Origin of the sequence: Arthrobacter silviterrae, assembly GCF_011045165.1 — a bacterium.
Lineage (GTDB): Bacteria > Actinomycetota > Actinomycetes > Actinomycetales > Micrococcaceae > Specibacter > Specibacter silviterrae.
In genome coordinates, this window is record NZ_JAAKZI010000002.1 from 120229 (window position 1) to 132582 (window position 12354).

The window sequence follows — 12354 nt, forward strand, 5'->3', positions numbered from 1 at the left end:
GCCGATGATTTTCAGGAACCAATAGACAAGAGGAAATGTGTACGAGGGAGCAGTTCAGGAGCTCATTGACGAGCTGGGCAGGTTGCCGGGCATCGGGCCCAAATCGGCCCAGCGGCTCGCGTTCCACATTCTCGAGGCGGACACCGAGGACATGCAGCGCCTGGTCCGCGCCATCGTCACCGTGAAGGAACGCGTGAAGTTCTGCACCGTTTGCGGCAACGTGACGGAGGAGGAACTGTGCAATATTTGCCGCGACCCCCGCCGCGACCCGACGGTCATCTGCGTTGTGGAGGAATCCAAGGACGTGCTGGCGGTGGAGCGCACCCGCGCCTTCAGGGGCCGGTACCACGTGCTGGGCGGCTCCATCAACCCGATCGCCGGGATTGGTCCTGACCAGTTGCGCATCCGCGAACTGCTCACCCGCCTCAATGACAGCCAGATCCAGGAAATCATCATCGCCACCGACCCCAACCTGGAGGGCGAGGCCACGGCAACGTACCTGTCGCGGATGCTCAAGACCATCGGCATTGCCGTGACTCGCCTGGCCTCCGGGCTGCCCGTGGGAGGCGACTTGGAGTACGCCGACGAGGTGACGCTGGGCCGGGCATTTGAGGGCCGCCGGAACGCGCTGACGTAACGGCGCGGGCGTAACGCGCTGACGTAACGGCGCGGCGCCCGTCAGCCGTAAAGTCGGGCCCCGTCAGCCGCCGAGACGGGCCAGGCGCTCCTGCGTGGGCGTGCCGGGCGTTGGAACGTACAGGACAAAGTGCAGTTCCGGTGCGTCCGAAGGCACCAGCCGGTGCTGGTCAAACACCAGCTCGCCCACATGCGGATGAAGGAAAACACGCCGCCGGGAGGCGAATCCCTCCACGCCGCGGTCGGCCCAGACCTGCGCAAAGTCGGGGCTGGCGGCCAGAAGGCGGCCCACCAGCGCTGTGTGCGGACCCGATCCAAGCCGTGGGCCGGCCTCAGCGCGGAACTCGGCCACAAAGTGCCGGGACGTCTCCTCCCAGTCGGGGAGCATTTCACGCAGGTGCGGGTCGGTAAAGATGAGCCACAGCAGGTTCCTGTCCGCCGGGTCGACGCCGGCAATGCGCGAATAAAGCCCCGCATAGGCACTGTTCCACCCTGCTATCCCCCAGTCCGGGGCCACGGCAAAAGCGGGAAAGCCCAGGGCATCCAGCAGCCCCTGCAGGTGGGGCGGCGCCGCCTCAATCAGGGCAACCTCGGCAGCGGGAACAGGGGCATACCCGCCCATGGCCAGCAGGTAGGACTGTTCCGCCGCGCTCAGCCGCAGCACCCGGGCGATGGATTCAAGCACCTGGCGGGAGGCGTTGATGTCCCTGCCCTGTTCCAGCCACGTGTACCAGGTGACGCTGACTGCTGCGAAGGAGGAGATCTCCTCACGGCGCAATCCCACGGTACGGCTGCGGCCAATGGGCGGCAGCCCCAGCTCGGCACGGACCAGGTTGCCCCGCCTGTCGCGCAGGAACTGGCCGAGTTCCCGCCGTCGTTCTTCATTCATTGTTCTAAAACTAGCACTCCCACTACTAGTATTGAGACCGTCTTCCGCCGGACGCCAGCTGCTGCTTGACTGGTTTTATGCCTCCATTACGCTCACGCACAGTCACCCACGGCCGCAACATGGCGGGCGCCCGCGCCCTCATGATGGCCTCCGGCGTTGCCAAATCCGACATCGGCAAGCCCATTGTCGCCGTCGCCAACTCCTTCACCGAGTTCGTTCCCGGCCACACCCACCTGGCACCCGTGGGACGGATCGTCTCCGAAGCCATCCACGAAGCCGGCGCCATCGCGCGCGAATTCAACACCATTGCCGTGGATGACGGCATCGCCATGGGCCACGACGGCATGCTCTACTCGCTGCCCTCGCGCGATTTGATCGCCGACTCCGTCGAGTACATGGTCAACGCCCACTGCGCCGACGTGCTGGTGTGCATCTCCAACTGCGACAAGATCACCCCCGGCATGCTCCTGGCCGCCCTGCGCCTGAACATCCCCACGGTGTTTGTCTCCGGCGGCCCCATGGAAGCCGGACGGGTCACGCTGACCGACGGCTCCATCCGCTCGCTGGACCTGGTCAACGCCATTTCCGACGCCGTGGACTCCTCGATTTCCGACGCCGACATCGACCTCATCGAAGCCAACGCCTGCCCCACCTGCGGCTCCTGCTCCGGCATGTTCACTGCCAACTCCATGAACTGCCTGACCGAGGCGATCGGCCTGTCCCTGCCGGGCAACGGATCCCTCCTGGCAACCCACACCGCGCGCAAGGAGCTGTACCAGCGCGCCGGGGCAACCGCCGTCGAACTGGCCAAGCGCTACTACGAGGACGACGACGCTTCCGTGCTGCCGCGCGCGATCGCCAGCTTCGAGGCCTTCGACAATGCCATGGCCCTGGATATCGCCATGGGCGGCTCCACCAATACCATCCTGCACCTGCTCGCCGCAGCGCAGGAGGCCGGGCTGAAGTACGACCTCGACGACATCGACGCGAAGTCCCGCAAGGTGCCGTGCCTGGCCAAGGTGGCCCCGAACGTTGCAGGGAACAAGACATACTACATGGAGGACGTGCACCGCGCCGGCGGCATTCCGGCCCTGCTGGGCGAGTTGAACCGCGGCGGACTGCTCCACACGAACGTCACCTCGGTGCACACCCCCAACCTCCAGGACTGGCTCGACGACTGGGACATCCGCGGCGGCAAGGCAACCCCCGAAGCCCAGGCGCTGTGGACCGCGGCCCCCGGCGGCCAGCGCTCCTCCACGGCGTTCTCGCAGTCGGCCGAGTGGACATCGCTCGACACTGACGCCGCGGAAGGCTGCCTGCGCGATGTTGCGCACGCCTTCTCCAAGGACGGCGGCCTGGCCGTGCTGCGCGGCAACATCGCGATCGACGGCGCCGTGGTCAAGACGGCCGGCGTGGACGAATCCATCTGGACGTTTGAGGGCCCGGCCGTGGTCTGCGAATCCCAGGACGAGGCCGTGGAGAAGATCCTCTCCCAGGTGGTCAAGGCCGGCGACGTGGTGGTGATCCGCTACGAAGGCCCGCGCGGCGGCCCCGGAATGCAGGAAATGCTCTACCCCACGTCCTTCCTGAAGGGCCTGAAACTGGGCAAGGTCTGCGCACTGATCACCGACGGGCGCTTCTCCGGCGGCACCTCAGGCCTCTCCATTGGCCACATTTCCCCCGAAGCCGCGGCCGGCGGCACCATCGCCCTCGTTGAGGACGGCGATCTGATCCGCATCGACATCCCCAACCGGTCCCTGGAGCTGGTGGTGGACCCGGTTGAACTCGATGAGCGCCGCGAACGCCTCGAGGCCACCACCGGCTACCGCCCGGCCACCCGCCAGCGCGTGGTTTCCGCTGCCCTGCGCGCCTATGCCTCCATGGCCACCAGCGCCGACAAGGGCGCCGTCCGGCACATCCCGGATGACGTGGTGCTGATGACGGCGCCCGCAACGCTGGCCGCCGCGGCGCGGTAAGCCGGAGACGCGGTCAGCCGGAGTTCCGGGCGGTCCGCACCCAGTGTGCAGCTCTGGTGGCCTGGCGATTCGCCGGGCCACCAGAGCTGTATTGTCGGCGGGGAGCCCGCCGCCTACGCGACGCGCGTGCCCTTGGCGAGCCTGCCCGCGGGTGTGCGCAGCGCCCGCCAGGCAAGTGCCAGCACGCCGGCCGTGAGCAGCAGTTGGAGTCCCAGGCCCAGCGGCCACAAGGGAGCCTGCGGGGAAAGGTACGACGCCGCCACCTTGCCGTTGGCGCACTGGTACGTTGCCTCGGGGCCGGCCTGGGCGGAGCGGGCTCCCTGGCTGATTGATTCGAACGCCCCCACGGCATACTGCTGTTGGGCGGCGCTGGTGCGGTCGGGGTACGGAATGGCGTCCGCCACCACCACGAAGGGATTCATGCCCAGCAGCCACGCCACCCGGTCTGTGCGTGGCGCCCTCTGGTCCTGCATCGGTCCATAGCAGGCGAACTGGTCGTTCTGGTCCGTGATGTCCTGGGGCAGTTCCGGTTGGCCAGACGGCTGGGAGGGGTCCACCGTGCCGTCAGGCCCCGTCGCTACATAGCTGTTCTTGTAATACACCTGGTTCGCCTGCACGGTCCCGTCGGTGACCATCATGCCCAGTCCGAAGGCGATGAGCGTGCCAAACGTCAGCGCGGCCACCACCAGGTACGTGACGACAATGGAGAACAGCGGGCGGTTGGCCAGCGCTGAAACTCCCACGCCCAGGGCACACACCACACCGAGTTCGATGGCCAGCATGAGCAGGGCAACGAGGATGTGGCCTGCCCCCAGTCCGCCCTGCAGAATGCCGAACACCAGGAACGGCACGCTCACCACCAAAAACGCCAGGGCGGCACACCACGACGCCAGGAATTTGCCCCACAGCAGCTGGCCCGGCCGCAAAAGGGTGACTTGCATGATGGCCAGCGTGCCGCCCGCCCGGTCCCCGCTGATCGCGTTGGCGGACAACGCCGGAGCCACCAGCAGCCCGAAAAGCAGCACGAAGGCCAGCACCGCCTCGAAGATGAGCGGACCGGGCCCGTTCGCCGCGGAGCCCGCCACGCCGCCAAAGTCCCCCTGGGCGGAGCTCTGGACTTTCCAGCTTGCCCACGTCAGCGCGGTGACCAGCCAGATCAGGCCAAACCAGACCACCAGCATGATGTACCAGCCCCGGGCGCGCAGCCGCTGGCGCAATTCCATGCCCACCACAGCCCACACCCCGGCCGCGTAGGCACCCAGGCCCGACGGCCCCGCATCAGTCCGGGGCGCGGGGCCGGTTCCGTTCTCCATGATGGTCATCGCTGTTCCACATCCAATCCCAGGTAGCTCTCTTCCAGGGCGCCGGCCGCCGGGGCAAATGCGGTGACGGCAACCCCTGCCCGCACCAGGTCCGCCAACAGCTGCGCGCCCTGGGCTTCCGTGCCGAGGGCCACGGAGACGGAATCCCGGCGGCCCTTCCCCGCGTCAAAGGAAACGCCCAGGCGGGTCAATTCCGCGGCCAGGGCTGCCGGGTCAAGCGCTGAGATGGCATATCGGCGGCCCTGCGCGGCGGCCTGGCCAACTGTTTGGACCAGGACTGTGCGGCCGGCGTTGACAAAAACAGCCCTGTCGGCGATTTCATCCAGTTCCGCCAAGACATGGGAAGAGACGACGACGGCCTTCCCGTCCGCCGCCAGCCCGCGCAGGATACGCCGCAGGGACACCCGCGAGCCCGGGTCCAGGCCCGACGCCGGTTCATCCAGCAGCAGCACGTCCGGATCGTGGATCAGTGCCCGGGCCAGGCTCAGGCGCTGCTGCTGCCCGCGGGAAAGGACGCGCGCCTTTTGCTCGGCCAGCTCAGCCAGGTTGACCAGGTCCAGCAATTCGTCAACGCGGGCCGGCAGCCGGCCCTTGGGCATCCGGTAGAACTTGCCCATGACAGTGAGGATTTCGCGGGCAGTCAGGGACTCCCACACGCCCAAGGTGTCCGGCATCCAGCCTATTCGGGCCCGCGCGGCGGCCGGCTCCTTCATGGGGTCAATTCCCATGACGCGCACGGTGCCGCTGTCGGGGGCCAGCAGGGAGGCCAGCACCAGCAGCAGCGTGGTTTTCCCGGCGCCGTTGGGGCCAATCAGCGCGGTCACCTCACCGGCCGGTGCATGCAGCTCCATGTTTGCCACCGCCTGGACAGCGCCAAAGCGCCGCGAAATGCCCACGGCGGCCAGCCCCGTGAATGGTTCTGTTTCTGCTTCCACCACTGCCCCCAAATGTCATCTGCCGCACCGGGCCCGGCACGGCCTTGGCACCATCCTAGGGTGGGCCGGCAGCGGAAGGCATCATCCCGGCGTCGTATCTTTGGATGGCGCCGCTGTCCGTCATGTGGACTCGCCAATTCCATCTTGGCGGTGGCGCCGCGCTAAACTGGGCCTTACTGCCATCCGCGCCAAAAGAGCCGCACCGGCCGCTGCGCTTGCGTGGATCGGAGCGAGCGGCAGCCCAGATTCCCCAGTCATTTGTTTGTGTTGCGTTAGGTTAGCCGATGAGTGTGCACCCATGAGCTTGATTGTTCAAAAGTATGGCGGATCGTCCGTGTCAGACGCCGCGGGCATCCTCCGTGTTGCCCGGCGTGTGGTGGAAACGCAAAATGCGGGGCATGAAGTGGTGGTGGTGGTCTCCGCCATGGGCGACACCACCGACGAACTGCTGGACTTGTCCGCGCAGGTTTCCGAGCACCCGCCGGCCCGTGAGCTGGACATGCTCATGACCGCCGGCGAACGCATTTCCATGGCGCTGCTGGCCATGGCCATTAGCTCCCACGGCGGCGTGGCACAGTCCTTCACAGGCAGCCAGGCCGGCATGATCACCGACGGCATCCACGGCAAGGCCCGCATCATCGACGTGGACCCCCACCGCGTGCGGACCTGCCTCGACAAGGGCAAAGTCGCCATTGTGGCCGGTTTCCAGGGCATGAGCCGCACCACTCACGAGATCACGACCATGGGGCGCGGCGGCTCCGACACCACCGCCGTGGCACTCGCCGCGGCCCTGAATGCAGACGTTTGCGAGATTTACACCGACGTGGACGGCGTGTACACCGCCGATCCCCGCGTGGTGCCTACGGCGCAGAAAATAAGCAAGATCTCCAGCGAGGAAATGTTGGAGATGGCCGCCTCCGGGGCCAAGATCCTGCACCTGCGCTGCGTGGAATACGCCCGGCGCTTTGGCCTGCCCATCCATGTCCGGTCATCCTTTAGCGACCATGAAGGGACCTGGGTCCTGCCCAGCCCCGACGACAAAATCAAGATCTCAGAGGGAGTTGCCTTGGAGCAGCCAATCATCTCCGGCGTGGCCCACGACCGGTCCGAAGCCAAGGTCACCGTGGTGGGCGTGCCGGACATTCCCGGCAAGGCGGCCATGATCTTTGGCATCATTGCCGGCGCGCACACGAACATCGACATGATCGTGCAGAACATTTCCACCAAGGGGACCGCGAAGACGGACATCTCCTTCACCCTGCCCATGGTGGAGGGCGAGGACGCCCTGGCGGCCCTCCGTGCCCAGCAGGCTGAGGTGGGTTTCGAGGACCTGATCTATGACGACAAGATCGGCAAGCTCTCCCTCATTGGCGCCGGCATGCGATCCAACCCGGGCGTGTCACACCGTTTCTTCCAGGCGCTCTCCGACGCCGGGGTGAACATCGACCTGATCTCAACCTCGGAAATCCGCATTTCAGTGGTGACCCGGGCGGACCGGCTGGACGCGGCAGTCCGCGCCGTCCACCAGGCATTCGGGCTCGACGGCGAAGACGAGGCTACCGTGTACGGCGGCACCGGCCGCTAAGGCCGGCACCGCAACGGTGCCAGCCGGTTCGGTGCGGCGCGAGCAGCAGGACGCGGGCAGGCGGACGCGGGCTACGCGGACGGTTGGTCATCCTTCCGGATGGCGTAGTGATGGCCTTCCGAATCGGTGCCAACCTCGATCTGGGACAGTGTCTGGTCGCTTTCATCTTCAATGGCGTCGTGCCGGTGGACCACCGGGGAATCCATGTCGCCTTGGTCCGCCGGGCCAAAGACTGTCCGGAATCTATCGGTGGCATGCATGAACTTGGTGATGAATTTGTCGTTCCCTGTCATCATCAACACCCCCTCTCCAGCTGGATGCGGTGTGAGCCGTATCTCACCAGTTTACGCCGGCGACGCCCGAAAGGCGCCTGGCCGGGCGTCAGCGAAGGGACTGGTCGTTCGGGTCCTTGGGCACCAGGTAGGTGGTGCCGTCCGGGCGCGTGATGGTGGCCCATTGCTCCGTGGCGGCCTGCTGCGCGCTGAGCAGGGCCTTGTTTTCCGGCGTCATTTCATGGTCCAGCGGACTGCTGTGGGCGGGGCCGAAAATCATGCGCAAGCGTCCGGTGAAACGCATGAACCGGTGGACAAAACGCTCGTCTGACATGGGGTTCCCCGTGGATAGAAGGTAAGAGTGAGATCCATAGTAGCCTGTTAGTTAGTGCACTAACTAATTGAGGGGCGGGCTGTTTTCCCGTCCCTCCACACCGATCCCGGGAGTTATAGAGTGGCCGCCAAGGACAACGACCTGCTGCTTGAACGGCAGCTGTGCTTTGGCCTGAGCGTTGCCTCACGCAGCGTCATTGCGGCGTACAAGCCGGTGCTTGCCCCGCTCCGGCTGACCCACCCGCAGTACCTGGTCATGCTGGCCCTGTGGGAGGAGGCCCCGCGCAAGGTCAAGGACATCGGCGCGGCCCTGCTGCTCGAGCCGGCAACGCTTTCGCCCCTGCTCAAGCGGCTGGAGGCGGCGGGCTATGTCACGCGGCACCGCTCGGAGGCTGACGAGCGCGCCCTGGCCGTGGACCTCACCCCCGCCGGGGCCGCCCTGCGGGAACAGGCTCTGTCCGTCCCCGGCACCATGATGGCCCGGCTGGGCCTGGACCGGCAGTCGGCAACAGCGCTCCACCAGTCCATGATGGCGCTGATCACGGCGGCAGCCCAGGCCGACAGCGCGGTGGGGTCTGGGCGTTCGACCTAGTCGCCTCGAACAGCCCAATCTGGCTGGTCCGGGCGGACGAATCCTGATTCATAGCACCGCACCACCAGCTGGACACGATCTCTGGCACCAACTTTGGCGAGCACATGGGCCACGTGCGTCTTTACCGTGGTCTCACTCAGGAAAAGCATTCTGGCAATTTCAGCGTTTGACAATCCAGACGCAACGCCGCGGAGGACCTCCCCTTCCCGCTCCGTGAGCCGCCAGGAGCCATGATTGCCTGCCGTTCGCGAGCGACGGTTGCCAAATTCTGATATGACGCGGGTTGTGACGGCAGGGTCAAGCAGAGCTTCCCCACCGGCAACGATGCGAATGGCCTCCAGCATCCGTTCAGGAGGCGAATTCTTCAGCAGGAATCCACTTGCCCCAGCGTCAAGGGCTGCGAACACAGAATCGTCAGTGTCAAAGGTCGTAAGCATGACGATCTTCGTTGCGGCTCCTCCACGCGTGAGTTCCCGGGTCGCCTCCAGCCCGTCCACCGGTCCGGGCATCCGAATGTCCATCAGCGTAACGTCGGGCCGAATCCGACGCACCATCTGCACAGCCTCAGTCCCGGACCGGGCTTCGCCGGACACCACCAGGTCGGGTTCTGCGGAGATAATCATTTTGAAGCCGGCGAGAACTAGTTCCTGGTCGTCGACGATGGCCACGCTTGTCATCCGGCCCTCTGCACTTGCCCCACGGGCAGGCTCGCATCGACTGTAAAAAGTCCGCCCCCCTGGGACAGCTCAAGGCCGCCGCCGTAGGCCTCCACGCGTTCGCGAATTCCGGCGAGTCCATACCCACCCACCGTCCCCCCTGAAGAGGCGTCCCGGGTATGAAAGGCATTTCGCGCGGCTATATGGACGGCACTGTCATTGATTTCCACCTTCACCTCGACGCTGCTTTCAGGTGCGTGCTTGCGCGCATTGGTGAGTAGTTCCTGCACGATCCGATAGGTGGACACGGCAATTCCGGCCGGAACAAGGCCGCCGCGGCCTTCTAGGGTGAAGGCAACGTTTTGACCCGAAGTTCGCGCCTCGGACACGAGGGCGGGCAGATCGGCCAATGTCGGTTGGGGGGCCATGTCCGTAGCCTCTGCCCTCAAGATGCCCAAGACGCGGGCCAGCTCGGCAATGGCAGAGCGCCCGGTTTCCTCGATGCTGCCCAGAACCCTTGCAAGTTCGTCTTGTCCGGGCTGGAGCCGGAGCCGCACTGCTCCTGCCTGGATGCCCATGACGCCCACGCCGTGTGCGATGACGTCATGCAGTTCGCGGGCAATGCCCAACCGCTCCTCGATGAGGGCCTTTTCAGTTTCGGCCTCCCTGAGCGCCTCTCTGGCGCGCGCCTCCGCCTCAAGCGCCAAGGTGTAGCGGTGGCGCGAATCACTGTATAGTCCAGCGATCGCCGGGGGAACGGCCAGTGCCAGTGTGAACAGGAAGCTGTGTTGGAGGTTGGCAACGTCCAACCGGCCGCCTTCAAGAAGCATTCCCGCAACAATGGCGACAATGAGCGCCACCACCGCGATCCCCCTGCGACGACCGTGGAGCGCGGCAAATGTAAGAAATACAACCCAGAACACCGGGATGATGGGAACGGAGGTATCCTGGGTGCTCACGCCCAGGGGAGCTTCAGCAGCGAGCGTGCCGGCAACGGCAAGGACGGAAAACAGCGGATGGCGTCTCCTGGCCATGAGTCCCGCGGCAATCACGCAGGCGCCGATCACAGCCACCGGCATTCCAGGTGGCTGCACGGCCAGCTGTTCGGCGATCAGCAACACCCACAGCATGGCAGGCGCCACTGCCGGATGCACTTCGGTCAAACGTCCACCAATCCCCATTCCACGCCTCCCAGGAACTTTATTCCATTGTCCGCCCAAAGACGGTGGCCGTCCTCGTTCCGGAGGATGAAAATGCCCGGCCGTTTTTCGTCCGAGCGAAGGGTGTCGACGGACCACGAGGCCGACGACTCAGGACCGCAACCGTGCCCAAGATGGAACATCACATTCGGCAATGCCCATAGGAGGAAACAATGTCCAAGAATCGAGTGCCTGCACTGGCGCAAATTGCCATGTCACTGGCTGGAATGGCCGCCGTATTCTTCGTCGTCGCATCCCTGTCCAAGTCCGCCACGAGTGGCTTTGGAGCTGTTGTCGGAAACATTTCCTGGTACGGCCTCCTGCTCAGCCTCATCGCGCTGGCAGTGGTCGGTTGCACCACGGCAGCCAGGGCACTTCTGCGCCACCGGGCAACCCGCTGAAACAAGGGGCCGCTGGGCGGCCCAATCGAGAAAGGATCCACAATGCACACGAGCACATGGCGCATGTCGGCCGTGGCCGCGGCCGTCGCAGCCGCTCTGGCCACCGGCGCAACGGGAGCCAATGCCACAACTTACCACCAACGGATTGACTTCCCCGCCACTGGCGCGAGACTTGATTGCGGCGCGGCCGCGCTGACCGTTACAGGGGGCCGGCTCATTGGAGAGTTCAACGAATCAACCGACGGCGCCGGGCTGTTCCACTATGAGGGAACCAACGTTGCAAGCGACGTCACGGCCCGGGACCAGTTCGGGGCATCGTATCGAATTGTGGGCACCAGCAGTTTTTCCGGAGTCTCCGTGGACGCCGCCGGCATCTCCAATGTGCGCTGGCGGAGCCGGGTCAAATTCACAGTCCTCCGGGCCGACGGCGGGCAGTTTGGTAGCGTCAGCACCATTGAGCGGCTGACTGGTTCAGGCCTCGTCTCGCTGAACCTGGGGAGCTGCGCGGCGTCGGGAGGCGGCGGAGACTGACCCCACCCCCGTACCCGACGGCGGATAATGGACTCATGACCACAGGAAAGCCCTTGCTGCCGGACCATGGGGAGACGCGCCAGCCGGCGGACCCCGTACGGCTGGCCGAGGCGCACTGGCGGGCCCTCGAGGCGGCGCACCAGGAACGCGTGGACCGCTACGCGTTGCCCTACCTGGCGCGGCGTTCCGCCGGCCAAAAGCACCCTGTCGAGGACTTCCTGTTCACCTACTACACTCAAAAGCCGGGCCAGCTGCGCCGCTGGCATCCCGGCGCCGGCGTCGTTTTGCATGGCCAGGGCGCCCAGGAACGGTTGGGCTGGAAGTTTTACCGCCCCGCGGACTGCGGCGGCACCCTGGTTCCGGAGGCACCACACCCGGGTGCCGGCGTCGTGCTTGACACGGAAAAGTTTCTGGCGCAGCGCCGGGAGGCCGTGGACTTTGCCCGGATCATCCTGGGCCGGACTGCGCTGCGGCCGGCCCAATTTGGCTGCTTTGGGCTGCACGAATGGGCCATGGTCTACAAGCAGGAAGCCAACCAGGTCCGGCACGAATACCTGCAGCTGCGGCTGGGTTCCGCCGGCACGGATGGGGTGGTGGAGGGCAACAGGATCCGCTGCACGCACTTTGACGCCTACCGTTTCTACACCCCGCAGGCCGTCGGGCTCAACGAACTCAGGCCGACGCGGGAAAATCAGCGGGACATGGAACAGCCCGGCTGCCTGCACGCGAACATGGACCTGTACAAGTGGGCGTACAAGCTGTCGCCCCTGCTGCCGAGTGAATTGGTGATGGACTGTTTTGAGCTGTCGTGGCGGATCCGGGCCATGGACATGCAGGCATCGCCGTACGACCTCGCGGCGTGGGGCTATCCTCCGATCCAGATCGAGACCGCGGCGGGCAAGGCCGACTATGTGGCGCAACAGCGCGGCTTTGCGGCGGAATCGGCAGTGCTGAGGGGCCGGCTCAGCGCAGCCCTGGACGCCGCCACCGCCACCTCCTAACTGACGCTCGGTTGCAACCGGGGCAC

14 protein-coding genes are annotated in these 12354 nt (G+C 65.7%); 7 read left to right on the forward strand and 7 right to left on the reverse strand.

Annotated elements, in window-relative coordinates; all coding sequences use genetic code 11:
- The first annotated feature begins 37 nt into the window (after positions 1 to 37).
- The gene (gene recR, locus G6N77_RS01945; RefSeq protein ID WP_165180325.1) at positions 38 to 637 is read left to right on the forward strand and encodes a recombination mediator RecR; all 600 of its coding nucleotides are present in this window, start codon (positions 38 to 40) and stop codon (positions 635 to 637) included.
- Between the two features lie 63 nt (positions 638 to 700).
- On the opposite strand, the gene G6N77_RS01950 is transcribed toward recR, so the two are convergent.
- Entirely contained in the window at positions 701 to 1525 is an 825-nt protein-coding gene (locus G6N77_RS01950) for a helix-turn-helix transcriptional regulator (protein WP_165180326.1), read from the reverse strand.
- Positions 1526 to 1602: 77 nt separating this feature from the next.
- Here G6N77_RS01950 and ilvD point away from each other — a divergent pair, with 77 nt between their 5' ends.
- On the forward strand, positions 1603 to 3501 hold the full coding sequence (gene ilvD, locus G6N77_RS01955) for a dihydroxy-acid dehydratase (RefSeq protein ID WP_165180327.1): 1899 nt from the start codon (positions 1603 to 1605) through the stop codon (positions 3499 to 3501).
- A gap of 113 nt (positions 3502 to 3614) precedes the next feature.
- Here the strand turns inward: ilvD and G6N77_RS01960 are convergent, their stop codons facing one another.
- Together G6N77_RS01960 and G6N77_RS01965 are read right to left on the reverse strand one after the other, a co-directional pair.
- On the reverse strand, positions 3615 to 4823 hold the full coding sequence (locus G6N77_RS01960; RefSeq protein WP_240901597.1) for an ABC transporter permease: 1209 nt from the start codon (positions 4821 to 4823) through the stop codon (positions 3615 to 3617).
- On the reverse strand, positions 4820 to 5758 hold the full coding sequence (locus G6N77_RS01965) for an ABC transporter ATP-binding protein (RefSeq protein ID WP_262454161.1): 939 nt from the start codon (positions 5756 to 5758) through the stop codon (positions 4820 to 4822). Before G6N77_RS01965 ends, G6N77_RS01960 begins: the two co-directional genes overlap by 4 nt.
- A 298-nt stretch (positions 5759 to 6056) precedes the next feature.
- Here G6N77_RS01965 and G6N77_RS01970 point away from each other — a divergent pair, with 298 nt between their 5' ends.
- Entirely contained in the window at positions 6057 to 7343 is a 1287-nt protein-coding gene (locus G6N77_RS01970) for an aspartate kinase (RefSeq protein ID WP_165180328.1), read from the forward strand.
- Positions 7344 to 7414: 71 nt separating this feature from the next.
- Here the strand turns inward: G6N77_RS01970 and G6N77_RS01975 are convergent, their stop codons facing one another.
- Complete coding sequence (locus G6N77_RS01975) at positions 7415 to 7639, reverse strand: hypothetical protein (RefSeq protein WP_370875226.1); 225 nt, start codon at positions 7637 to 7639, stop codon at positions 7415 to 7417.
- Between the two features lie 85 nt (positions 7640 to 7724).
- The gene (locus tag G6N77_RS01980) at positions 7725 to 7949 is read right to left on the reverse strand and encodes a hypothetical protein (protein WP_165180329.1); all 225 of its coding nucleotides are present in this window, start codon (positions 7947 to 7949) and stop codon (positions 7725 to 7727) included.
- Between the two features lie 120 nt (positions 7950 to 8069).
- Here G6N77_RS01980 and G6N77_RS01985 point away from each other — a divergent pair, with 120 nt between their 5' ends.
- Entirely contained in the window at positions 8070 to 8540 is a 471-nt protein-coding gene (locus G6N77_RS01985; RefSeq protein WP_165180330.1) for a MarR family winged helix-turn-helix transcriptional regulator, read from the forward strand.
- Here the strand turns inward: G6N77_RS01985 and G6N77_RS01990 are convergent.
- The gene (locus tag G6N77_RS01990; RefSeq protein ID WP_165180331.1) at positions 8537 to 9217 is read right to left on the reverse strand and encodes a response regulator; all 681 of its coding nucleotides are present in this window, start codon (positions 9215 to 9217) and stop codon (positions 8537 to 8539) included. The two genes, G6N77_RS01985 and G6N77_RS01990, sit on opposite strands and share 4 nt — an antisense overlap.
- Complete coding sequence (locus G6N77_RS01995) at positions 9214 to 10416, reverse strand: sensor histidine kinase (protein ID WP_165180332.1); 1203 nt, start codon at positions 10414 to 10416, stop codon at positions 9214 to 9216. Before G6N77_RS01995 ends, G6N77_RS01990 begins: the two co-directional genes overlap by 4 nt.
- A gap of 152 nt (positions 10417 to 10568) precedes the next feature.
- On the opposite strand from G6N77_RS01995, the gene G6N77_RS02000 reads away from it, so the two are divergent.
- The 3 genes from G6N77_RS02000 to G6N77_RS02010 are packed head-to-tail and all read left to right on the forward strand — an operon-like array spanning position 10569 to position 12328.
- Complete coding sequence (locus G6N77_RS02000) at positions 10569 to 10796, forward strand: hypothetical protein (protein WP_165180333.1); 228 nt, start codon at positions 10569 to 10571, stop codon at positions 10794 to 10796.
- Positions 10797 to 10838: 42 nt separating this feature from the next.
- The gene (locus G6N77_RS02005; protein WP_165180334.1) at positions 10839 to 11327 is read left to right on the forward strand and encodes a hypothetical protein; all 489 of its coding nucleotides are present in this window, start codon (positions 10839 to 10841) and stop codon (positions 11325 to 11327) included.
- Positions 11328 to 11362: 35 nt separating this feature from the next.
- Positions 11363 to 12328 carry a 3-methyladenine DNA glycosylase gene (locus tag G6N77_RS02010; RefSeq protein ID WP_240901598.1) on the forward strand — a complete coding sequence of 322 codons (966 nt, stop codon included), beginning with the start codon at positions 11363 to 11365 and terminating at the stop codon, positions 12326 to 12328.
- The last annotated feature ends 26 nt before the right edge of the window (positions 12329 to 12354 follow it).